Origin of the sequence: Pedobacter africanus (assembly GCF_040548825.1) — a bacterium.
GTDB classification, from domain to species: domain Bacteria; phylum Bacteroidota; class Bacteroidia; order Sphingobacteriales; family Sphingobacteriaceae; genus Pedobacter; species Pedobacter africanus_A.
In genome coordinates this window covers 21,038-45,423 of the sequence record NZ_JBEPSL010000006.1, presented here as the reverse complement: position 1 = coordinate 45,423, position 24,386 = coordinate 21,038, and the positions used below count along the sequence as shown (strand labels likewise).

23 protein-coding genes are annotated in these 24,386 nt (G+C 35.3%); all 23 read right to left on the bottom strand.

The features are described from left to right. Positions 1-2: 2 nt before the first annotated feature. Positions 3-692 carry a PIG-L deacetylase family protein gene (locus ABIE26_RS23960; RefSeq protein WP_310146272.1) on the bottom strand — a complete coding sequence of 230 codons (690 nt, stop codon included), beginning with the start codon at positions 690-692 and terminating at the stop codon, positions 3-5. Between the two features lie 40 nt (positions 693-732). Next, positions 733-1,662, bottom strand: coding sequence for an NAD-dependent epimerase/dehydratase family protein (locus ABIE26_RS23955; RefSeq protein ID WP_310146271.1), 930 nt, complete (start codon positions 1,660-1,662; stop codon positions 733-735). Next, positions 1,662-2,828 carry a glycosyltransferase family 4 protein gene (locus ABIE26_RS23950; protein WP_310146270.1) on the bottom strand — a complete coding sequence of 389 codons (1,167 nt, stop codon included), beginning with the start codon at positions 2,826-2,828 and terminating at the stop codon, positions 1,662-1,664. Before ABIE26_RS23950 ends, ABIE26_RS23955 begins: the two co-directional genes overlap by 1 nt. Further along, a complete protein-coding gene (locus tag ABIE26_RS23945) occupies positions 2,825-4,402 on the bottom strand; it encodes an alginate lyase family protein (RefSeq protein ID WP_310146269.1) in 1,578 nt (525 codons plus the stop codon). Before ABIE26_RS23945 ends, ABIE26_RS23950 begins: the two co-directional genes overlap by 4 nt. Then, entirely contained in the window at positions 4,399-5,493 is a 1,095-nt protein-coding gene (gene wecB / locus ABIE26_RS23940; protein ID WP_310146268.1) for a non-hydrolyzing UDP-N-acetylglucosamine 2-epimerase, read from the bottom strand. The genes ABIE26_RS23945 and wecB overlap by 4 nt, the downstream gene beginning before the upstream one ends. Before the next feature lie 20 nt (positions 5,494-5,513). Further along, positions 5,514-7,628, bottom strand: a complete 2,115-nt coding sequence (locus tag ABIE26_RS23935; RefSeq protein WP_310146267.1) for a bi-domain-containing oxidoreductase — start codon at positions 7,626-7,628, stop codon at positions 5,514-5,516. Next, positions 7,625-8,398, bottom strand: coding sequence for an AglZ/HisF2 family acetamidino modification protein (locus ABIE26_RS23930; RefSeq protein ID WP_310146266.1), 774 nt, complete (start codon positions 8,396-8,398; stop codon positions 7,625-7,627). Before ABIE26_RS23930 ends, ABIE26_RS23935 begins: the two co-directional genes overlap by 4 nt. Continuing rightward, positions 8,398-9,012, bottom strand: a complete 615-nt coding sequence (gene hisH, locus ABIE26_RS23925) for an imidazole glycerol phosphate synthase subunit HisH (RefSeq protein ID WP_310146265.1) — start codon at positions 9,010-9,012, stop codon at positions 8,398-8,400. Before hisH ends, ABIE26_RS23930 begins: the two co-directional genes overlap by 1 nt. Further along, the gene (locus ABIE26_RS23920; RefSeq protein ID WP_310146264.1) at positions 9,009-10,145 is read right to left on the bottom strand and encodes an N-acetyl sugar amidotransferase; all 1,137 of its coding nucleotides are present in this window, start codon (positions 10,143-10,145) and stop codon (positions 9,009-9,011) included. Before ABIE26_RS23920 ends, hisH begins: the two co-directional genes overlap by 4 nt. A 142-nt stretch (positions 10,146-10,287) precedes the next feature. Then, positions 10,288-11,331 (bottom strand): acyltransferase family protein, encoded by a 1,044-nt coding sequence (locus tag ABIE26_RS23915; RefSeq protein WP_310146263.1) that lies wholly within the window; start codon positions 11,329-11,331, stop codon positions 10,288-10,290. A 36-nt stretch (positions 11,332-11,367) separates the two neighbouring features. Continuing rightward, complete coding sequence (locus ABIE26_RS23910; protein WP_310146262.1) at positions 11,368-12,396, bottom strand: acyltransferase family protein; 1,029 nt, start codon at positions 12,394-12,396, stop codon at positions 11,368-11,370. After that, positions 12,393-13,511 (bottom strand): hypothetical protein, encoded by a 1,119-nt coding sequence (locus tag ABIE26_RS23905; protein ID WP_310146261.1) that lies wholly within the window; start codon positions 13,509-13,511, stop codon positions 12,393-12,395. Before ABIE26_RS23905 ends, ABIE26_RS23910 begins: the two co-directional genes overlap by 4 nt. A 23-nt stretch (positions 13,512-13,534) precedes the next feature. Continuing rightward, positions 13,535-14,782, bottom strand: coding sequence for a hypothetical protein (locus ABIE26_RS23900; protein WP_310146260.1), 1,248 nt, complete (start codon positions 14,780-14,782; stop codon positions 13,535-13,537). Between the two features lie 13 nt (positions 14,783-14,795). After that, complete coding sequence (locus ABIE26_RS23895; protein ID WP_310146259.1) at positions 14,796-16,139, bottom strand: lipopolysaccharide biosynthesis protein; 1,344 nt, start codon at positions 16,137-16,139, stop codon at positions 14,796-14,798. A 2-nt stretch (positions 16,140-16,141) separates the two neighbouring features. Beyond that, a complete protein-coding gene (gene pseI / locus ABIE26_RS23890) occupies positions 16,142-17,182 on the bottom strand; it encodes a pseudaminic acid synthase (RefSeq protein ID WP_310146258.1) in 1,041 nt (346 codons plus the stop codon). After that, on the bottom strand, positions 17,175-17,645 hold the full coding sequence (locus tag ABIE26_RS23885; RefSeq protein WP_310146257.1) for a GNAT family N-acetyltransferase: 471 nt from the start codon (positions 17,643-17,645) through the stop codon (positions 17,175-17,177). The genes pseI and ABIE26_RS23885 overlap by 8 nt, the downstream gene beginning before the upstream one ends. Continuing rightward, on the bottom strand, positions 17,629-18,183 hold the full coding sequence (locus tag ABIE26_RS23880; protein WP_310146256.1) for a GNAT family N-acetyltransferase: 555 nt from the start codon (positions 18,181-18,183) through the stop codon (positions 17,629-17,631). The genes ABIE26_RS23885 and ABIE26_RS23880 overlap by 17 nt, the downstream gene beginning before the upstream one ends. Before the next feature lie 36 nt (positions 18,184-18,219). Continuing rightward, positions 18,220-19,017, bottom strand: coding sequence for a cytidylyltransferase domain-containing protein (locus ABIE26_RS23875; RefSeq protein ID WP_310146255.1), 798 nt, complete (start codon positions 19,015-19,017; stop codon positions 18,220-18,222). Further along, positions 18,983-20,353 (bottom strand): glutamate-1-semialdehyde 2,1-aminomutase, encoded by a 1,371-nt coding sequence (locus ABIE26_RS23870; protein WP_310146254.1) that lies wholly within the window; start codon positions 20,351-20,353, stop codon positions 18,983-18,985. The genes ABIE26_RS23875 and ABIE26_RS23870 overlap by 35 nt, the downstream gene beginning before the upstream one ends. Before the next feature lie 4 nt (positions 20,354-20,357). Then, positions 20,358-21,278 carry a Gfo/Idh/MocA family protein gene (locus tag ABIE26_RS23865; RefSeq protein ID WP_310146253.1) on the bottom strand — a complete coding sequence of 307 codons (921 nt, stop codon included), beginning with the start codon at positions 21,276-21,278 and terminating at the stop codon, positions 20,358-20,360. Between the two features lie 7 nt (positions 21,279-21,285). Next, a complete protein-coding gene (locus ABIE26_RS23860) occupies positions 21,286-22,167 on the bottom strand; it encodes an aldo/keto reductase (protein ID WP_310146252.1) in 882 nt (293 codons plus the stop codon). A 17-nt stretch (positions 22,168-22,184) separates the two neighbouring features. Continuing rightward, positions 22,185-23,375: a UDP-4-amino-4,6-dideoxy-N-acetyl-beta-L-altrosamine transaminase gene (gene pseC / locus ABIE26_RS23855; protein ID WP_310146251.1), complete on the bottom strand. Its 1,191-nt coding sequence runs from the start codon at positions 23,373-23,375 to the stop codon at positions 22,185-22,187. Further along, positions 23,375-24,385: a UDP-N-acetylglucosamine 4,6-dehydratase (inverting) gene (pseB, locus tag ABIE26_RS23850; protein WP_310146250.1), complete on the bottom strand. Its 1,011-nt coding sequence runs from the start codon at positions 24,383-24,385 to the stop codon at positions 23,375-23,377. The genes pseC and pseB overlap by 1 nt, the downstream gene beginning before the upstream one ends. Position 24,386 lies beyond the last annotated feature (1 nt).

Below are 24,386 nucleotides of genomic sequence, written 5' to 3'. Positions count from 1 at the left end.
TTCTAAATATCTAAAATTTGATACGCCATTTGAAATGCCTCAGCATATTTTAAGCCACTTTGCCCACCACGATAAGCTGATAGTCCAGTAATTACTTCCCTCGATCTTGAATGTGGAAAGGCCCTCATAACCCCTTTATACGCTTCTATTGCCTGTATTTTAGTTTCCAAAAATTCTTCTCCAATCTCAAAAAAAGTATTTGCCTGAAACGAGTTCCCATCCACTGGAAATGCCCAATCTGTGGAAGATAAAATTTCCATAAAATAAAGCGCCATTACCGGTTTCATAGGCCTTCGTTGGGACAACCGTGAGGCAGCTTGACAAGCTTTCGAAACATGATAATGATCATTATTCAAGTCATAAGGATGATGAGTAAAAACCCAATCCGGTTTTATTTCTTCAATTACACTTTCTATGAATTGTACCAATTCCAAATGTGGAACAGTGTTAAATTCAATATTCGGAAAATTACCAAGAATTGGACTTTGTGCACCCATGATTTTTTGAGCAGAAACAGTATGTTTATAAAGTTCCTCTACCTCTGGACGATGTTGACGTGCATTCACATTTCCAGACATAATACAATTATAAACAAGGTGACCGTCAGCTGCTAATTTGGATGCTGTTCCTCCAAACCCTAACGCCTCATCGTCTGGATGAGCTGTCACGGATAAAATTACTTTCTTTTTCATCTTTTTATATTGCAGAATTGATAAAATTCTTTAGTAAAAATCAATCTTTGACAAATGAGTCCGCTGTGACCCCAAGTCCGACCATAGCATTTTTAGGAAAATCGATTCTAAGCGCATTTTTAATTTTTTTATTGCTAACAACATAATTTTCCGTCATTTTTGTTAATCTTTCCGAATTAAGCGGAAGCTTAAGGAAATCTCCAATCTTGGCAAGAACTTTAACAAAACCAATTGGAATGTGCCACAAAATGGGTTTATTCCCTGAGGACTTTGCTAAAATCCGGACAACTTCACTGGTGGACAAAGGTTCGTCATCGGCAACATTGTAAATTCCCGAAGGCAAATCATCATGATCTATTACATTTCTGATTACAAAGCATAAATTTTCAACGCTTAAAAATGATCGTCTATTATGAAAGGCGGCTAAAGGATATGGTATACCCTTTTGAACAAACTGATATAATAAATTTAGATTTCCTTTATTCCCCGGCCCATGTATCATACAAGGTCTTAAAATATAATAAGCCTTGCCAGCGGGCAATATTTGCGTTTGTATATACTGCTCTGCCATCAATTTTGATTTTCCATAGTCTGTTTCCGGCAAAGGTACTTCATCTTCTGTTAGTACTCCATGAACTGTATCCGCCGCAGCCTTAACAGAACTGATAAAAATAAATTTTTTAGCAGCAGAATTTAAAAAGGCATCATAGAGTTCCTTAGTAAGCTCATAATTAATCTTATAATAGTCTTCAGGATTACTTGTTTTCTTTAAGTCATGTGCTTTTCCTGCTGAATGTATAATAATGTCCACTGGCTCTTTTTCAATTTTATCCAAATTGTCCCAAGAATAATCAACGTTCTGACCCAATGAACGGCCTAAATTTAAAATATTATAGGGATGATTGGCCAAATATGAACTAAGATTCTGCCCTACAAAACCATTAAATCCAGTTAAAATGATTTTTTTCATTATCCCAGGTAATTTTTTATCGATTTAGCCATTTCTGCATTTATTGCACTACGTTTAAACTTTTCTTTAAACTCATTTCTAAAACCCACCCGATAGCTATAGCTCTTCAATTGTGAAACCATATCGTTAACATCTTTAGGCGAAAATAGTATCTTATTGTCAATATTTTCACTAATAAACTGATTAGCAAAACCGGCTACACCTGCAATAATTGGTTTATCATAAGCTCCTAATTCAAAAATTTTAGATGGCAATACCTTCTTAAATGCTTCATAGTCGTTTAGATGCAAAAATAAAAAATCAGAATCTTCGTAAACTTTCAATAGATCCCTACGTGGTATAGGCGTTCTTAGCTCCACATTCTTAATTTTCAGTCTTTGTATTTCATCTATTAGTTTTTGTTTTGCTCCCCCATCACCAATAACCAAGAATCGAAATCCATCACCTAATATCTTGGCTGCTTGGGGTATTATCGTATCAAGGCCCTGGCTTTCTCCCAAATTTCCTGCATAAGTGATTAACTTATACGGTCGATCATGGGCTTTTGAAGCAGGTAATTTCAAAAATTCGTCATCTATACCATTTGAAAAATATGTGAAATTTGCTTTTTTAAATCGATCGAAATATCCCTTGAAGCCACCAGAAATTAGGTTAATATGAGACGCATAATTAAAGACCCTATTTTCAACAACCCTTAATATTGGCAGTACTCCCATTTTAACTATAGGATTTTTTAATACATCCTTTATCGTATCAACAAAAATATCTCTGATATCAACATACAAAACTGTTTTTGATTTCTTTGCTAGCTTATAACCCAGATATGCCGTAAATAGTCTTGAAGATGAGGCAAATACGAGATCATACTTTTTACCTTTAGTTAATTCTAATGCAGCTTCAAAATACGTCTTGAAAGAAATAATTTGGTCGAAAAAACCGCTATTATGTTTAGGGATTAGAATGCGGTTGATTGTAATGCCTTTTTTTTCGTATTGAGGAGCACTAGCTTCAAATGTACTATATCTATTGGGAAGTGTTGTTATGACGTCAATCTCAGCGCTTTCATTTAATTGACTATACAACTCATATGCTAATGGTGTATTTCTGAACGATCCAGCACACAAGTCGGGTTCAAAATAAAAGCTTAAATAAAGAATTCTTTTCATCTAATTTTTTCAAATTTAATAGTTGATGACAATGCTCTGGTAAAGGTAACGGCTATTTTCTTCCCAATTCGATAATTGTAGTAGCCACTCGCATATTCATAGTCTCTAATCACTATATCATCGAAATCAGAAAATTCCATAACTGCAATATCTCCTATCGAAATCACATTAGACGTTAAAGAAAGAGTCAAATCAGGGTGGAAATGAAAATAAGCAGTTCCCGTTACATCCCCAATTGTATCATTGATTATGATTGCTTCCCCCTTAAAAGTAAAATGTCTTTTGTGAATGGCGTTGAGTTTTTTCAAATAACCATCGTGACTGGCGATAAGGCTATAGTCTTCGTCCCTATAGATGGTTACTTTCGCCCTATTGGCGACCCTAAAACCAGACCAAACCTGCGATTGACTTGTACGAGCAACAACAACAGTATTATGTGCTTCCGTTGAACGTTCAAAGTCTCTCCTTTCTCCTATTTGGTAAGTAGAAGTACCCGCTTCTATGAGCAAAGGTCTATTACAAGCATATAAAATAAATGATAACGCGTCTGCGTGGCCATGGGCTGGCTGATAGTCCACACTAATTTTGCCAACATCGACGATGCATTCATAATTCTCGTTCCTAAAGGATCTGTAGCCCGAATCCGATAAAGATTGATAATTGGATATTGCCAATTCTAAAAATCTTGCATAAGAAAATAGCTGCTCTGAAGTATAGGTAATATTATTTGCGCTATCATTGAGCAACGGAATGTCTCCATTTCGAAAAGTCATGTTTTCTAACCAGTTCCACATTTTCGCAGCTATAGAACGATAAAACTCTAGGGTCTCTATATCTTTACCCTTCCATTTGGAATACCAATCAATCAATTCCAGTAATCTATAAAAAATAATCTGATGATACATAGGACTCAGCTCGAAATGCCCACCGTCACTAAGTACTTGTTCTTCTAGTTGTTCAGCGAGTAAAAAATATCCCTTGGAAGTCCAGCTTTTGTTCTTAAAAAAAGCTCCTGAAAGCAGCAGTGCAAAAGCATTTTCAAGAAGATGATTCCCAAGTAGATTAAATTCAATTCGCTGAGAAAGAAAATTAGCTTCAGCTTGAATATTCTTCAATAATATTGGATCTGTTAATTTATGTCGACAGACTAGGCGAATGGAATTAATCAATCTAATAGACACAGGATAAGGCTCGAGCCCCTTATTACTTTTATTCAATTCAGCATGCAAGCTGTAAAGCCACTTTAAGCGCTTTTCTAGTGGAATTTCCTCTTGTAAAATATAATTAGCATAATGAAGATTATAATTCCATAATTTACCATTACCTAAAAAGTGCCAATCGACCGATCCTTCAAATGAGACTTTTTTATTCAGAAAATTAAAAGAATTCTCATCATCCACATAACAATGGTCATCTAAATAATTAGAAAAATCCTGATACTCAACTTCAATATTTCCGTAATAGCTATATTCTTTAAGGGGCTTTACCTTCTTGATCCTGTACCAAAGTTGATAAACTATTTGTTTAACTTTTAAAAATCGTACAGTATTAAAAAGCAAAATAATTTTATTCATACCTCAAATAATGCTGATATGGAATTAATTATTCGTTCAGCTGTATGTCCATCCCACAACTCTGGAATACTTCCTTTTTTCCATTCTCCATTGAAAAGTTTTTCAAAAGCTGGCTTAATGGCCCTAGGATTTGTCCCAATCAGCTCATTGGTACCAATAGTAATTGTTTCTGGTCTTTCTGTATTATCTCTAAGGGTAATGCAAGGTACCCCCATAACTGTAGTTTCTTCAGTAATTCCTCCGGAATCAGTAACAACAAGTTTAGCTTTTTCTACAAGAAAATTAAATTCAAGATAACTCAAAGGTTCAGTAAAATGTAAATTAGGGGCAGCTATCCCCATTCCTTGAAGACTTTTAGCCGTACGTGGATGAACGGGAAATATAATTGGAATAGAATTGCTGTTTAAGATGATTTCATTCAGCAACAACTTGAGATGCTGCTCTTGATCTACATTGCCTGGCCTGTGCAAAGTCAGTACAATATAATTCTTATCGGATAAACCCACTTCATTCCAGATAAGTGGAGCAACAAATCGTTCTCTATTTTTTAGCAGGGTGTCTATCATAGTATTCCCGACAAAAAAAACACGTTCTTTTTCAACTCCGGATCGTATCAGATTCTCATTAGCGATTTCAGAGGTAGTAAAAAAGAAATTGGTAATACTATCTGTTACCAACCTATTTATTTCTTCAGGCATGGTCCAATCATTAGACCGAATACCAGCTTCGACATGAGCAACCTTTACACCTAATTTTTGTGCCGTTATAGCGCAAGCCATTGTAGAAGTCACATCTCCAACAACTAATACCAAATCCGTGGGATTTGTTAAAAGTTCCTGCTCAAACCGAACCATTATGGCCGCCGTTTGTTCTGCCTGTGTTCCACCACCAGCTTCTAAATTTGCATGTGGTTCAGGTATATTCAACTGTTCAAAAAAATCTCCAGACATTTTTTTATCAAAATGCTGCCCGGTATGAATTAATCTAAAATCCATTTCTTTGCCTCCCTTCTTAGCTTTTTGAATAGCATGCACAATAGGTGCGATTTTCATAAAATTTGGACGGGCCCCAGCAATAAGCGTAATTAGCATTATAGATTGTTTTTTTATTATTAATTAATTTTAATCCAGCTTTTAGTCTTTAAACTTTCAATAGCAGCAAAACTTGCTTTTGTCGTATTCACTATTTCATCAAAAGGTATTAATGACGGACCGCCATCTTTTATTCTTTCCATCAGTAACTTAAATTGATTGACATGCCCTTTATCTATTTTTGTTTTCAACTTTGAAAATCCTTTAAACCCGTAGGCTTCAGTTACTCTGAAATTATCCATGATTACCGTACGACCTTGCGAGTATACCTCCACCCTTTCTTTTGAATACGCTTTAGACCCATTTGAGAAATAATTTATCACCCCTGTACTTCCATTTTCATATTCCAGTAAGATTGACGCATTATCTGTGTTCTCCTGTGGATTAATTCCCATTGAATTCATACACACCGTTTTAACCTTACTTCCAGTTAAGAAAGTAATCAAATCAATAAAATGACATGCTTCTCCGATTATCCTTCCACCACCGATTTCCAAATCATGCACCCAAACATTTGCAGGGATATGCCCCGCATTCATTGTCGCAATAACATTCATCGGTGAAGAACCAACTAAAGATTTTATCTTTTGTATATGGGGAGAAAACCTTCTGTTAAAACCAACTGTTAAGGTTCTAGATCCATCGTAACTCCCTACAATATGTTCAAGCTCTCGTATATTTAGTGCCAAAGGTTTTTCTACAAAAACGTTTTTACCAGACTTTAAAGATTCAACAACCAAATTAGCGTGTTGGTCATGACGGGTCATTATCATCACCAGATTCACTGCTCCATCCGTCAAAATTTCTTTATAATCTGTAGTGCTTTTAGCTATTGAATATTTTTTCGCAAGTGTTGTACCAGACAAGCCGCCTTTGCTGGCTATTGAGATCAGATTAGCTTTGGCCTTCTTTAAAGCTGGGAGCAAAGTCATTTGCGTAAAATTACCCGCACCAATAATTCCAATGCCTCCACTACCACCAACAAAATCGGTCGATTTTAGTAAAATAGTGTTTAAATTATTACTATCCTCATTATATTCAAGAACAGACGCTATTGAGTTCCCTCCATTACTTAAGTTATTATAAATACTGGCATAATTAGCTAATTTTACTCGATCAGTGATCAACGACTTTACCTCTAGTTTACCTGAAGCAATTGCTTGCAAGACCGCTTCAAAATTTCTTTTTTCGGTCCATCTTACAAACGATAAAGGATAATCATTACCTCTTTGCTCATAGTTTTCATCATATCTTCCAGGGCCATATGAACATGAAACTTGAAAACTTAATTCTTTTTCATAAAAATCTGCACGGCTGATATCCAACCCTGTTACACCAATTAAAATGATACGCCCGCGTTTTCTACTCATTTTAGCTGCCTGGGAAATGAGTTCATTTGATTTGGCAGATGCTGTTATGATAACCCCATCTGCTCCTGTATCATTGGTAAGGCTATGTATATATTTTACAACGTCCGTCCCATCCTTTGGATTAATCGCAATTACTCCCTTCTTGCGTGCGATCTCAACTTTACGTTCATCTAGGTCAGTTCCAACGACTCTACAGCCATTAGCAATTAATAGTTCTGCGGTAATTATTCCAATCAGCCCCAATCCAACAACTACTATCGTTTCGCCCAAAGTAGGATTACACAATCTGATTCCTTGTAAACCTATAGCACCAATAACAGTAAATGTAGCTTCTTCATCAGAAACATTGTCCGGAATAGAAACGACAAGGTTCTTAGGCACACAAACATACTCGGCATGATGACCGTTGGAAGCAACTCGATCGCCAACTTTAAATTCGCTTACCCCCTTTCCTACCTCTACAACTGTCCCAACATTACAATACCCCAATGGCAACGGACTTCCTAACTTATTAAAGACAGCTTCAAGCGTAGGCATTAAACCTTCTGTTTTTATTTTATCCAGTACCTGTTTTACTTTGTCTGGCTGTTGACGAGCTTTTTGAATTAAATTGGCCTTACCAAATTCTACAAGCATCCTTTCTGTACCTAAAGAGACCAGACTCTTAGTCGTTTTTATCAAAACGCATCCGTTACTTATTATAGGAGCGGGAACTTCTTCTAAAATAGTTTCACCTGTTCTAAAAGATTGAATAATTTGTTTCATGAGTTTATTTGGTATAATTCCTTTTTTTCCTGTTTTCCCGGATAGCTAATTAAAACGGCCTTGTATTTGCCTTTAAATACAAAAAGACTTCCTGCAGAAACTCCAATTATTTTATATTTTGAGATAACAGATTTAATGTCTTCTAAACTTCCTGCCCCTCCTAATACAGTCATAGGCATATCCGTATTTTCTCTTACAAGATCAATCATTGCAAAATCAAATCCCTCCATTTTTCCATCGCGATCGATTGAGTTAATTATAATTTCACCCACTCCTATCTCGTTCAGCTTTTTAATGAAGTCCTTTAATTTTATTCCCGTTGCCTTCTTTCCATTATGGGTAAAAATCTCATAATTTTTAATGATGCCTGTTCTTTTGACATCCAAAACAACAACAACACTCTGAATTCCGACAGCCTTACCAATTTCTTTGATCATATCAAAATTGTATATTGCCGTTGTACTTAATGCGACTTTTTCCGCACCCAAATTAATTATTTTCTTTGCTTCGCTTGCAGTTGTAACTCCCCCACCATAACAAAAAGGCATTCTACATTCAACAGCTAAATTTTTAATCAACTCAAAATCAGGGCCACGCCCTTCAACAGATGCATCAATGTCTAAGACAATTAGCTCATCTACTTCTTTTTCATTAAAAATTTTCACTGCGTTAATTGGATCTCCCACGTATTTTGGGTCTTTGAAGTTGACTGTTTTCACCAATCCTTTATTGTGAACAAGCAGACACGGTGTTATTCTAGATCTAAGCATTACAATTTTGCAAAATTTTGTAACAATTTAACGCCATTATGGTGGCTTTTTTCTGGATGAAACTGTACGCCGTAAATATTATTCTTATTTACAGAGGACGCAAAAGATGTACCATAGAATGTTTTAGACATTATATTTGACTCTTCCTCACACTCAAAATAATAGCTATGAAGAAAATAAAAACCCTCCTCTTTATCGACACCCTTATATAGAGGAAGATCATCCGAAAATTCTAGAGAATTCCAACCTAAATGAGGGACTTTTGGTTTTTGTACAAGTAACTCTTTGTCTATTTTTTTAACATATCCGTTGATCCACCCAAGCCCAGATAATTGTCCCTCTTCACTGCCGTTAGCTAAAATTTGCATGCCAACACAAATCCCTAATACGGGGACATTATTTTCCAAAACCTCTTTATCCAAAACATCTCTAAAACCAGATTTATCTAACATAGAGATGGTTTCATCAAAAGCACCCACTCCTGGTAAGATAATTTTTTCAGCTCCATTAACATCCTCGGGACAATTAGCTATCTTAAATGGAATTTTTAGGCGGGTATATATATTCCCTATTGCCTGAATGTTCCCAGAACCATAATTGATTATCGTGATCATCTTTTTATCGATTTTTCAGCTCCAAAAAATTTCAAAACTTTTGCGCCAAGATTAAACAAATTCTCTTGCGATTTATAATCCTTATATGATTTTTTCGGAGCATCAAAATAACCTCGCAACTCTTCAGGGGAGATCCTCAATTTAGTCGCAATATAGTTGAAGTCATCTTCTATTGCGTTTTTATCATATGATGGTAATTTTAATTTCTCAAGTGCTTCTTCACGAGTCATCTGACCAGTTAATATAAGACTCGAAAACTGCACCTTTCGGGTATCATATCCAAATCTTTCCGGCAACCAGTATCCTTCAAAAAACTTCGTGAATCTTGACTCAAAATGTTTTTGAGGATAAGGCCTCCACCCATACACATCTGTCAACAGTTGTATGGCTTCCTTTTTATCATAAGGCAAGTAATTTAATGGTCTGATTACTTTTATTCCCTTAATAAACTTAAGATAAAGTTTGTGCTTTAAAATAGGGCTTAACGGATAATTTTTCAATGGCTTACTTCCAAATTGTCCGTGTATATCATTAATTTGTGCCATGTCCGTACCATAATAAAGCCACTCTAAAGGATTTCTAACACCTTCCGTCGAAATATTGTACCCGTTCAAGATGTACTTAATTCCATACTTGTTCGCAAAGTTGTACAAAGTAGCGACAAAAGCATGGTCTTGAGGAATATCAAGGTGAGGAACCCCCGACTTAAAGAAAGCCAGTTGAAAATCCCTCATCTCCTCCCAGTCAATTACTTCAGTAAACAAATCCAAGCCCAATTTATCGACTATAACTTCTATATTATTAACTGCTAAATCAGAATTCCAGCCACCATCTACGTGAAAAATCAATGGTCTAAGACCCAACTCTTTAACAGCGAGATGTGCCATATAAGAACTATCTACTCCTCCACTCATCCCTAAGATGCAATCAAAATCCTTTCCCTTACCTTCCTTCTTTATTTTTTCTACAATCCTATCAAGTTCAACGCGACCTAAGTCATCTGGATGCCAGTTGGGTAGAACATTTTCCTTAAAATCATTACAATGGTCACACACGCCACTCTCATCAAAGGAAATCTTTGAGTCAGAAGTGTCCATTACACAATTTGTACATATTTGGTATTTAGAACTCATATATTAGTAATTTGTATTAATATGTCTCAAAATAATTGTTTTAAAAATCTTGCGAACTTAAGTATTCTTTATGATTATTTAATCCTGATGCTAAAAAGGATTTATTTCTAAATAGCACTTTGCATATATAACCATTATGTAGCTACTTCTCTCTACATAACTTCTTGCCCAGATTAATAAAACCAGTTTCAAAATAACGCCATGAAAAATAACTTAAAAAAATAGTAGCAATTATAAAGCCGAATAACTTAAAAGACCAGCAGAGAACTAAATTATTTAACTCCAATTTCTCAAAGGTACGCAATATTAGAAAATACACTATTGGATGCAAAATATAAATGGAGTAGCTAGATTTTCCAAAGGCTTCCAAAGGCCTATGAAGAACATCTGGTAGTTTAATTTCAATTTTATAAAAAATCAAAACCAGAGCTACAGTATTTAGTGAAAATACGATACGGTTAAGCCCATACAATAAATTAACGGGAGAACCAACAGCGGGATAAAGTTTATATATGCTTATAACAAATATCAGTGCCAGAATTAAATATCTTTGGCTAAACTCGCTTTTCTTAAAAAACAATCCGATCATTAATCCAGCAACAAAAAAGAAAATATGATTTAATGGATTTACATAATTTAACCATTCCTGTAAAATATTCGGAGTGCGGCCTACAACCCTGAATGCAAAATAGATGAGCAGAGCAAAACTAATCACACACATTGCTATTCCAAAAACCTTACTAAAATTAAACCCTAAAAATAAAATTGGGAAGAAAAGATAATAAACCAGCTCATTTCCAATAGACCAGGAGCCAGTAACTATATAATTATTCCAATCTACAACAGCATATAAACCGGTTATGTTCAAAAACAAAGTTTGCCAATCAGCCCTTCTAGTGATTACTATAGTCAAAAGAAGCGCCAACCAGAATAAAGGGAATATCCTGAAAAAACGGGTGACATAAAATTTTCCGATATTTGTTCTTTTAGACAAATCAACCTTGCTATAAACTAAAAAGAGGGTAAGACCGCTTAAACAGTAAAAAGAATTTACACCAAATAGGCAAAGCCGATAAACAAAACTATCGGCATTAAAAATACACCCCTGCCAACTTAAGAAATGATATATTGCAATCAATAAAGCAAATATTCCTCTTAAATAATCCAAATTGTGGATTCTAGACATTTTCATTATTTATTAATAACCTATCATCTCCATTATCTACTTCTTTAAACGCATCATCGATCGTTCAATCAATACCCAAGATAAAAAAGCAAATAGAATAGTTAGCAGCACCGTGACTATAATATTTGTACACAACGAAAACACATTTAAGAACAATAAAGCATTGATTACCGGCATATGATAAATATAAATTCCATACGAAATATCATATTTATCTATGAACCTTTCAATCCTTCCTGGAAGATAAATCCGGGCCTCAGAAAATTTGAACACTAAAATTGACAATAACAATACAGCAATTGGATTTATCGAATTCATAGCATTTTCTCTATAGCTTCCTATAAAAATCATGGATATTATATACAAGCCGAGCACAATCCAGATATTAATAACCCTGATATTTTCCTTCAGCTGTTTAAAATGACTAAAGAAATAGCCAATTAAAAACATATATATCCATGGCAAGAACGATACTGTTAGTAGTTTCATATACAATAACTCCCAATTTGGATTTACCCTAATGTAGATATTCACAAGCACAGATAAAATCAACAGAATAAAAATCAATTCCCTACGGTTCTTTAACAAATAAAAAATGATAGGAGTAAGTAAATAAAACTGTATTTCCACTGCAATAGTCCATAATGCCCCATTCAAAACCCCTGTGCCATATCCTCGCATAAATTCTGGATTATAAAACTGAAAAAATGAAATTTGACCAACAACCCATACAAAAAATTGAGACACATTAAATTGAACTGAAGCTAAATAGCCAGTTGTAAAAGCAACAAAAACGGAGAGAGCTGTACATACGATCAATGCTGGATACAGTCTCAAAGCTCGGTTTCTAAAAAAGACAGCCAAACCTTTCTGGTGATTTTTAATATAGGTGCCTCCAATTAAATACCCACTTATAAAAAAAAAGAGTGGAACGCCCGGGAAGCACTTCAACATCCTAATTGGCAATGTGTCGTAGCCAAAATGATTGCATGTATGAACAATTAGCACCTGAAGAGAAGCTAACAGTCTTATTAAATTGAAATTATTATTAATCTTCGTACTCATATTTTTTCTCTTACTATCCGAAATTTAACTGTTGCAATCATTAAAAACATGGCGAAGAAGTAGAAATCGAATATTGTTGGAAGAATTATTGGTTCAGAAAATATTCTAAAAAAGAGAATCACAACTGCGGAGCCATAATAAAATATCTCAATGACTTTTTCCTTTTGAAAGATGCAATAAAAAGGAAACAATACAACAAATAACAAATAAGGCAAACCAAAAATATGATGCGCTCTAATAAATGAATTATGAGGGTTGCCATTAAATTCTGACAGAACCGATGTATTCGTATAATCCACCCCTTTAAACAAAGTTATAAGATCAATCCCTTCAATATATTCTTTTATAATTTTAGAACGCGAAACATCCACTATCCCGGCCGATAATTTTGTATTTGCCTCAAGAAACAGTAAAATTTCATCGAAGTAAATTCCAACCATTAAAAAAAACAAAATAGCTGTAAAACCGAAATACAGAATAGATTTCAACTTACTTTTCAGGGCGTAAAAAGTAATTAGGTTCAACATTAGAATCAAAAAAGAGGCAATAATTGACCCCCTTCCGTATCCCAATAGCGCTATAATTAGCGTTGTCATTGAAGTAAAAAGCGATACCCTTCTAAAGAGCAAAAAACTTATTACTGAAAAGTTAACCTGAAGTAGTACCGCATATGAAGTAATACCATTGGCACTGGACCCCTCAACAATGTTATCAAATGGGACAATTGCAGGAAATCCATCCAGTCCTTTAAAAGCCACATATGATAAGACAACAATATGAAATGCAATCAGTGTAATTTTGCTGGAATAATAGTACACAACAGGATCCCTAGTGAAAATTATCGCCGTTAACATAACTATTATTCCTATAAATAGGTGATAAGCTACAACGGGTTCTTCTATAAAATTTACACAGGTCATAGCCACAATACTCACAAAATAAACAATAATGGCTGGAAACTCAGATTTATTCAGATGAAGAAATGAATTATAATTTACTATTAATACATAAACTGTTGTAACTCCCAGTAAAAGATAAAGAGGTATACTTCCTGTAGCAAAAGCCAAGATCACCAGGGCATGAAAGCAAGTTGATACCTTTAAGGAGTTATTCATTTACTCTAGTATAAAATCAGTATCTATTTCTCAGTTAAAAATGAAATGAGCTCATTATACTTTTGATCATAGTTTTCATAGTCTTCACCATAACTTTTACTTTCAATATTGGCACTGATCCAATCTGTAATAGCATTTACATCGTCTTCAACGAAGTCTATAAATCCAAGTTTTTTATAATAATCATAATAATCGTCAGCATATGCGCCTCTAAATCTTGGATCGAGCAAAGCAGATTTAACACCTAGCTGGGCCCCCTCAATTGCCACAGAACTATGCCAGGCGATATGTAAATCTGAGCTCAACAAAACCGCAGGGAGAGCACTTCTTGTAGCTACTTCCCATTCGGCATGCCCCTCTAGACTTGACTTAAACAGCTTGAAAAATATTTCTGATTCATGAGACGCAAATCCCTTTAATTGATTAGGGTGTAACCTCAAAATCCATTTATATTTTTTAGAAGTATTTTGTATCACTTTAATAAGTGATTCGGAAATAATACCATTTTTCATCCCCTCAGAACAGGAGGACAGTCCAACAAGAATGCTCCTTTTATTTTCTTCGTTATTAAACTGCTGTCGATATGAATTCAGGGTATTACTCACTAAAAGATCATCTTGTTTCGGATTCTTAAACCTGGAAATCCACCTGTTGCCAATTACATTAATTGTAATGCCCTTGGGCTTCGCCCACTTTTCCAAGACTTCCGCACTTCCATGGTCCCAAACTAAAAAAGCATTAGGTAGAAACTGGTTAGTATCCTTTGCTCTAAATTGAGCGCCATACCAAGGATGATTTTCAGCGATAACCCCATGTTGTACATCAGCGACCCATATTCCTCTTTTGTGACACGCAGTACACAGTTCGCGAGAAGGCAGTATACCAACAACTTTCTCAGCCTTTGTTTCATCTAAAATCTCTCCCCAAACTCTTTCTTCCATATTTGAATAAGGGTACTTATTCCTGATCAAAAATCCCTTAAGTCTTTTCATTAACAGCGCCCTGGCAAAACCTCCCTCTGGAGAATGAACATTTCCATAACTGATGTTGCCTTTTACACTTGAAATAATTCTCGCTATACTTACGCATTCAAATCCCCTCTTTCTTAAATCATCTTCAATAGTATCAACTAATTGGGAGTAATACTTACCATTGTAAACAAATCCCCTATCATTATCGTGTGCAATCGTTAATACCTTAGACTCCCCATAGTTAATCTTATCAATTTTTATTAAATCAAGTAAAATCTTTCTGATCAATTTATAATCCATAACTCCTATTTAACTAATAAGTTCGCGTAATTAATAAAGCAACAAACAACAACCCCATTCCTATTGATATTCCGATCCAATCAAAATGTACCTTCCAGTGATTTCTTGAATTGAAATAGACAATTAGTGATTTAATAGCCATTTGCAGAAAAAAACCAACATAAATACCCTCTTTACCTAAAAAAAGCATGCATAAAATCCAAACAAAATAACCAATAATTCCGGAAATAAGAGTAAGGTTCATCAATGACTTTCCTTTATTATTTATCATATAGTAATTCTGATAATGCCACCAAGGAATAGAGACAACATAGCCAGCAAAAAGGAAGAACATTTCATTATGCGAATTATTGAATTTTGAGAGCTTCGTGAAATAATTCAGGACTAATGGGGCCGATAAAATTAAAAATGCACCAACCCCACCTAACACTAAGCCTTGAATATTTGTAAACTTTCTATATTTGGCTTCTAAAGCTTCAAATGTTTCCTCCTCAAAACTCAAAAAAAACCTTGGAGACCACACTTGGTTCATTGAATTCGCAACCAATTGCAATATCGATGAAATTGTAAAGAGAAAAATAAAAGTCGCTACCTGTAAATCATCAAAAAGGTACTTAATAAGAAATGTATTTCCATATCCAAGTACCCAGGCAATTACAGAAATAATCAGATAGGGGGTAATTCTCGAAAAAATGAGATGGATATCACTTTTTAAAAAAGAGAATCCTTTAAAATCCTTTTTTACAAAGGGGGTCAATAACGCCATAGCTACAATCACGCCAAGAAATGTCCCCAAAAAATAAGAAGAACCTGACTTTAAGTAACGGACAGCAACATAACCGGCAATATATCCTAACAGTGCGGGTAAAAACGAGAATAGAATAGATAATCTATGTTTTTCTTCTAATCTTACAATTATTGACTGAAAAACAAAATATGATGATACACCTGCACCTAAAAGGATAAACAAATAATCTCCAGCACTGGAGAAATTATTGTTGTAAAAAAAGCCTACGAATATTGTTGTTAAAACAAAAGAAAACAAAGTTAAAAGCACAAAAACAGAATTCGCTGCTTTGAACAGGTTTGCCAAGTTATTACTAGTTTTATATTCATGCATTAAGCTAACTACAGATTCTAAAATCCCTGAATAGCTTAACGCAGAAACAATGGTAAAAATTGAATAGCTTAAACCAAATTTTGCATATTCGCCAGTAGTGAGGATACTGGCAAAAAACATAAAAACAATAAAACCTACTCCCTTTTGAATTGTTGAAGTTAATGTATATGCAATGCCATAGTTGGCAAGACTTCCAAATTTTGGAAGATATCTCTTAAGCTTTAAAGAGTAAGACATGATTAGCTTATATATTCCCAAGCAAGGGGAGTTCCTGCAAGGATATCCTTATTAATTCTCTTTCCCAAAACGTTCTCATAATGTTTTGGGGCTAGGCCAACTCCTGGTCTTATAACCCGAACATTTTCTTTTGTTAAAACTTCACCAGCTTTAATATCTTTTACAACATACAGTGACCTTTTAAAAAGTAAACTTTTCTCTTCTGCCTTTTGTATACCATATTTAACGGTTCCTAATGCAAGTGCTGCCCTTTCTGTTTCAATAACCAAAGATGCAAGTTCGGCAGGCTCAAGTGAAAATGCCGAATCAACACCTCCTTCTTCTCTACTTAAAGTAAAATGTTTTTCAATCACCCTCGCCCCCAGGGAAACAGCAGCAACCGCGACCCCAACACCCATAGTATGATCAGATAGGCCTACGTGACAACCAAACATTTCAGCCATATGCGGAATAGTTAAAAGATTTGTATTTTCGGGTGTAGAAGGATAAGTACTTGTACATTTTAATAAAATCAGATCCTTAACCCCCGCTTCTCTTAACACATTTACACCTTGGGAAATATCTGAAAGCGTGCTTGCTCCCGTAGACATTATTACCGGTTTCCCCGTTAAAGCAACTTTCTTTAACAATGGCCAGTCTGTATTTTCAAAAGATGCTATTTTATAGAATGGTACTTCCAGAGATTCTAAAAAGTCAACAGCTGTTTCATCAAAAGGAGATGAAAATGCAAGCATTCCTAACTCCCTTGCTTTATCAAAAATAGGTTTATGCCAATCCCAAGGAGTGTAAGCTTCTTCATATAGTTCATATAATTCTCTACCATACCACAATGATTTTTCATCCTCAATGGTGTATGCTCCCTTAACCGTCATGGTGTCCGCAGTATAAGTCTGAAGCTTAATAGCATGGGCGCCTGCTTTAGCTGCAGCCTCTACAATTTGGAGTGCTCTTTCCAGTGACTGGTTATGATTCCCAGACATCTCGGCTATTATGAAAGTATTTTTACTGGTATTCGAGATTTCAAATTCTCCTAATTTAATCATATTTCGATAGTTTTATGCTCTTAATCCCAAAGTACTGACACTCTGTCTCATTCTTAAAACCTGCAGAGCGAAAGCTTTTTATCGAGCTAATATTTTCTTTTTTTATATACGCAGTTATCTTATTCTCAGGAAAAACATCATGAAAATATGAGGTGGACAAGGTTAACAATTCCGGAGCCAGTCCCATGCCTCTATAGTTTTTATCAATTGAGATTCCAATGATAGATTCCAAATTTGCCTCATTTTCAAATCTCACTTGTCCAACCGGTTGTCCAGAGTCTTCAACAAAAAAAAGCAACAACAAACTTGAGGGAGACTCTATTTTAGCCTCAAACCACCGTACATGATTCTCGTAAGGAATGGCTTCCTGAGAATAAGAATTTTTCCTTACTTCATTTTCATTTGCCCATTCATAGTAAAGAGTCACATCTTCACGTCCGGCTTTTCTAAACCTTAACCTCATCTTTAAATTTTGAATGAATTAAAACATCCTGCCATTCCCCATTTATATTCACATGTTTTTTTAATCTTGCTTCTAAAGTATATCCTGAAACATGCAATACTTTATTAAGATGAGGCCGAACATCATAGGAGTAAGTAAATATTTTCATCATGTCAAGCTGATGAAATGCTATTTTCTCGATCATTCCCAAATAAACACTCCAATCATTAATAAAAACTTCCTGGGTTTTACTTCTTTTGGACTCAGTAAGAAACGAAATTTCTGCATGCTGGTCTTCCCAGTTTATATGTACCAGCCCTCCATACCCAACTAAGATATCATTCTCATAAAATCCGAAAAGTAACTGAGAAGGGTAGTCTACTTCAAAAAGTTTTTCTACAACATTTTTAAAGTAAGAACTCTGATCAGCTTCTGTAAGGATAGTAGCCTGTCTTAGAATGTCAATCTGTTGATTGCGCCAATTCATAATGGAAAATTTATCCTTATCCAGAATAGGAGCAATCCTAAAGTTGCCACATTCTTCGGTTTGTTTCTTCAAACATCTATAAACGTTCTCCATCGAATATGTCATTCGTTAATCATTAAACCCTGCATGTAAATGTTTGTTACCAATGGTTAGGAGACCTGAATCGTACAGTTCAATCAATTCCCTCTGGGTAAACGAATGTACTTTCCCTATACCATCAAAATGTTCAAAGACCTCCTTTACTAAAGAAAGATCTTCGGGGTAGTCAACTGATAAGTAAATATCGGGTCTTAGTTCAAATTCAGAAATCGGGCCAATTTTTCGTTTACTAAAGCCTTCATATCTTTTAATAAAAGGGTTAACATGCTCCCTATCTAATTCGGTTTTTGCAGTGTTGTAAGTTAGCTTAAGGCACTCAAAATTTATTAATTCTGCTGTAGTTCCATAAACCCAACCTCTTTTATGAGATGCGGTGATAAAGTCAACCGGATCATTTGTCTGAGATTCAATTAGCGCTCGTATGCACTCGGGGTCAATTAAAGGATCATCCCCACATAACCTTACAATATTTTTTACATCATTCACCTTTGCGGCCTTATAGTATCTTTCTAAAACATCCGATTCAGATCCGCGAAAATACCCTACATTACATTTTTCTGCTATCTCAACGACCTTATCATCAAGCGAACTAATTGAAGTCGCAATAATCACATTATTTAAGCCATTTTTCAATAACCTCTGTATTTGATGATAAAGCATCTCATGGCCAGCCATTATCGCTCCTACCTTTCCCGGCGTGCGACTGGAACCCATTCTTGCCTGAAGAATTATTGCATATTCCATATCAATGATTAATGATGATCCTTTTATTTTAATTGTACTTCCTGAAAACAGGCTTAACAGCATCTCCCTGATAAGAATCCTCAATATTATCCATCGCTATCGCCCTTTTAATTTTTTGCATTCCCTTTTCTAAAGCTTTTAAAGTCAACTCCAGCTCAACGTCTGTATGAGCATATGTTATTGTTATCCAAGGAATTAAAACTCCGCATTCAATAACCTCTTCATGAAAAGAAGTTTGTAATTCAGGCCAATAACTGCCATCACTTTTAGTACATAAAATTTGTGGATTACAATCAAAACCAATCATTTTGATATACTCTCCAACGTTTTCCTGCTCAACCAATTTTAAAAACCCTTCTCGCAATTTCTTTCCCATCGACCAAATGTGCTCGTTTATTTTTACTCTTTCACATTCCTTTAATGTTGCTATTGCCGCAGCTAAACCAACAGTTTCGGATCCATGAGTTTGGGAAAGTACAAAAACACGTTCTTTATCATGATCTAAACCGCCCAACCTCATAATTTCTTTCTTACCGGCTAACATAGAGAAACAGAAACCGTTACTGATGCATTTACCATAAGTTGCAAGATCCGGATAAACTTCCCATAAATGATGAGCACCTCTGATATCAAATCGAATCCCACTAATCATCTCATCAAAAATTAAGACCGTTCCATTTTTCGTACACAAGTCTCTCAGCCTGGTTAAGAAATTATCCTTCCCATGATTAATTTTGCCATTTTTATAAATTGGTTCAAAATTGCCATCATAGTTTAAAGGCAAATCATTTTTAACCGGTTCTAAAATTAAACATGCTATTTTACCTTCATACTCATCGAACATTCGGTTAACACTATCAATATCATTGTAGTCAAACCCAATTGTATATTGCTTCTCAGACTCGATTACGCCAGAGTTCATGTTAGTTGATCCAATAAACCAATCATGTATACTAAAAAATGGGTGTTGTTTACATACTGCTACATGTGTTCTACCTGTAAACGCACGCGATAATTTAACAGCTGCTGTTGTTACATCTGATCCGTTTTTACCAAATTTAACCATCTCAGCAACAGGAAAGAAATCCACTGCAAATTTGGCAACCTCATACTCTAAAATACCAGGTCGAGTATAATTCGTACTCCTATCTATTGCATCCTTAGCTGCATTATTTACAACCTTATTATTATGACCAAGTATAAAAACCCTATTCCCCATAGCCCAATCAATAAATTTATTCCCATCCATGTCCCAGCAATAAGCCCCATCCGCATGAGAAATTATTGGGGGAGAAGCAAAAGGGAACTGATCATCCCCCTTAGAATAAGTATGACTGCCTCCTGGAACCAAATTATGCAGTTCCTTTGATATTTCACGTCCTTTTTTATAGCTTTTCATAATATTAAATTTGCTTATTGGATAATATATTCCCTTTTTCGATGATATCAACGATTTTTAAAGTATGAGCCATTGGTATGCCATTTTCCAAATCTCTTATTACATTAATAAATGAAATCAGCGACGTTTTAAAGGCATTAAAACTATCCATAAAATTCATTGTCCGATATCCTCGACTTCCGCTAACAGTAATAGTTATCGGGCTAGCAGCTGCCTCAATTGCTTTAATGCTGCATGTTATCGCATTCGAAAATTTAAGTGTTACCACTACTCCTTCCTCTGTTCTAACAGAATTAAAATAAAGAATCTCTTTATCAAACCCAACAATTGCCAGAATTGGCTCAATAACATGTACACCATATTTATTCCAGCTTTTAGGAACAGTTGCGTCAATGAATCTAATTTGACCAATGTTATCCATGGCTTGTTGATCAAGCAAAAATTCATTAGCATACCTTAAAGAACTGCATGAGAAAATCTGATTTGGATATTTTTGCAATGCAAATATAGCCTTTGCAGTGTCAACATCGTAAGCCAAAGGTTTATCAATAAAAATTGGAAGTCCCGCATCAAGAAACTCACGGCTCATCTCATAATGATTTTCGGCATCATCTCTTGCCAATAAAACTGCATCCACACGGCCAATCATTTCGCGATAATCTTTTACAATATAGGGTATATTGGATGACCTAGCGATGTGTTCAGACAACCGTATGTCCTGGGTCCAGACATGTGTTACAGAAGCTTCGATTATCATATCCTCAGGAAATTTTTGTTTTTCAAGATACTCAAAGATTCCAGGGAAGGGACCATTTTTCATGTGTTCCCTCTCATAGCCATTAAAAATAGCAGACCAGGAGTAAGGATGGCCATTCCCATCACTCATTCCTAAAACCCCCAATCTAATATGTGATGATGAATTCATTTATTCTTTACCAGTTACTTGGATTTAATAAGTCTTTGTCTATAATATTAATTTCGTTGATAAGATTGAAAATTCTTTCCGGTATAATTTTTGACTCATTGATATGATTTACATTGGCCAACAATTGATCCTTATCATCAACCCCGATTAGCACATGATCAATAAAGTCATTTTCTAGAGCATATCCCAACGCCAATGAACTAATTGAAGTGCAAGCTACGTTTGCTATCTCATTTAGTCTTACTAGTTCTTTTTTTAAACCGCTTAGTTTTTCAGATAAATCATTTATATCCTTATAAAAAAGGCCTTGCAAAAACACAGACCTCACATGCACTTCCTTTCCACTTAACTTTAGTTGTTTTAAAGCCGATAATCTTAAATTATTGTTGTCAAAAAGATTGAATGGCAATTGTACAAAATCAATATCAGAATCGTCAAGGAGATCATAAATTTCTTCATTTGTATATGTAGAAACACCTATCTTTTTTACCAGCCCCTCTTTTTTTAAAGAAGCAAGGCTGGCTATCTTACTTTGATTTTTCTTATAATCGGAGAAATTATGAAACATGTACCCGGATAATGAGTTCACAGATAGCTCTTTTAAGTCATTAAGAATATTATAGATCAGGTCATTTTTGTCATTTGCTGAACTAGAGTACTTTGTAATTACTTCAAACTTTCTTTGTGGGTTGTGCTTATGATAGTCCCCAATTACTTTTTGTGCAAAACCGTAAGCTTCCGCGGTATCAAGCACACGGATTCCTAAATCGTGCGCGGTCGAAAGAATCTCTATCGATTCATCAACTGTCGGCACCCCTTTAAAGTTATTAACTCCGTATGGAAGCCCCAATTGTACTGTACCAAGAATTACTTTAAACAAATTTTCCACAAAAATAGCAGCCCCCTTTATTTATAATAATCATTTATCAATTTTATAACATGCTCTTGCTCACCATCAGTTAATGTTGGGTACATGGGTAAGCTGATGCAGTGTTTATAATAATTTTCAGCATTTGGAAAGTCGCCCTCCTTCCATCCAAACTGGCGGTAATAAGGCATTAAATGACAAGGTATATAATGAATTTGGGCAAATATTTGATTTTCTCTAAGGTAATTATACAACCCCAGCCTATCCTCTACTTCAATGATATATAAGTGATAAGCATGTCCACGAATTACACCAGATTGTCCTTTCACAAACTGTTTGTCTGCAAATGCACTTTCATATTTACGGGCAATTTCTTTTCTTTTAAGCAGGCCTTCACCAGCTCTTTTTAATTGGCTGATGCCTAATGCAGCTTGGAAATCTGTTAAGCGATAATTGTATCCCAGAAGTTGCATTTCCATATACCAATTTGGATATTTGTTACTTTCAGTACCAGCTGCAAAGCTCGCTGAATTTATATACTGACCATCATCTTTGGTAATTCCGTGGGTCCTGAGCTGCATTAGCTTACTATAAAGATCCGGATCATTAGTGGTAATCATACCACCTTCGCCAGAAGCAATGTGTTTTACGGGATGAAATGAAAATATAGCCAAATCTGCAAAATTACCATTTCCACAATTCTGATCAACACCTTTGCTATCCTTAAAAGTCCCACCAGGAGCGTGGCATGCATCTTCAATTAGCCAAAGATCATACTCATCCGCCAATTTTCTAAAAGCCTCAAGGTCTATCGCCCTGCCTGCAAAGTCTACAGGAATAATCCCCTTGTAAGTTCCTCTGGGCGATGCGGCCAATAGTCCACGTACTTTCTCAATGTCAAGCAAATAGGTTTCGGGATCTATATCTGAGAACACTACCTCGCCTCCACAGTAACGCACACAATTAGCTGAAGCAGCAAAAGTAATAGGTGTTGTAATAACTTTATCTCCTTCCTTAACATCTAATGCCAAAGCACACAAATGCAGGGCAGCTGTACCATTTGCCACAGCAACCGCATATTTACAACCAATGTACTCAGCAAATTTTTGTTCAAATTCTAGAATTTTTGGTCCTTGCGTCAGAAAGTCGGATGTCAAAGTTTCTATTACTACCTTAATATCTTCCTCTGTTATATTTTGCTTTCCATAAGGAATGACTTTATTCTCCATTATATTTTAAAAGTATCGTCAACGTGCTCAGTTATCAAATTTCTTAGGCTTTCAACTGTTTCCCATTCTGTATTATTTCCAGAGTTGTAAGCGAAACCTTCTTCAACTATTTTAGCCCTAAATTTTTCCTTAAACTCATTCAAGCTCCATTTGTGAGTTGCAGGTAGAATAGTATAATACTTACCTAAATCGTAAGTATAAAATGAGTCTGATGGAGTTATCATTTCTTCATGGACTTTTTCACCTGGTCTGATACCAACCACTATTTGATCACACTCTGGTCCAATTGCCTTTGCAACATCAGTAACTTTATAAGATGGTATTTTAGGGATAAAAATTTCTCCTCCCCAGGCATTTTCCAAAGCATGCATCACCATATCAACCCCTCCATCTAACGAAATATTAAATCGCGTCATATTTGGATCGGTAATAGGCAGCTTTCCTTCTTTTTTCTTTTTGATAAAGAATGGGATAACTGACCCGTTTGACCCCATTACGTTACCATAACGAACTACTGAGAAAATTATTGGATTATCCCCCTTTATATTATTTGCTGCCACGAATAATTTGTCGGATGTTAGTTTTGTAGCACCATACAAATTAATTGGCGCACAGGCTTTATCGGTTGACAAAGCAACCACCCTTTGGACATTCGTTTGGAAGCAGGCATGGATAACATTCTGCGCTCCCATAACGTTTGTTTTAATACACTCATCCGGGTTATATTCAGCAATAGGCACATGTTTCATTGCCGCGGCATGAATTACGAAATCAACTCCCTTAAATGCTCTTACGAGTCTTTGTTCATCCCTGACATCACCTATAAAAAATCTTAGCTGAGGATAATCTTTCTCTGGATATTCCTGAGCCATTTGAAATTGTTTTTGCTCATCTCTAGAAAAGATTACTAATCTTTTTACTTCAGGCCATTTTGTTAGAATTCTTTTGGTAAGTGCTTTCCCTAGTGAACCGGTACCACCGGTAATGAGTATTGATTTATTATTTAACATA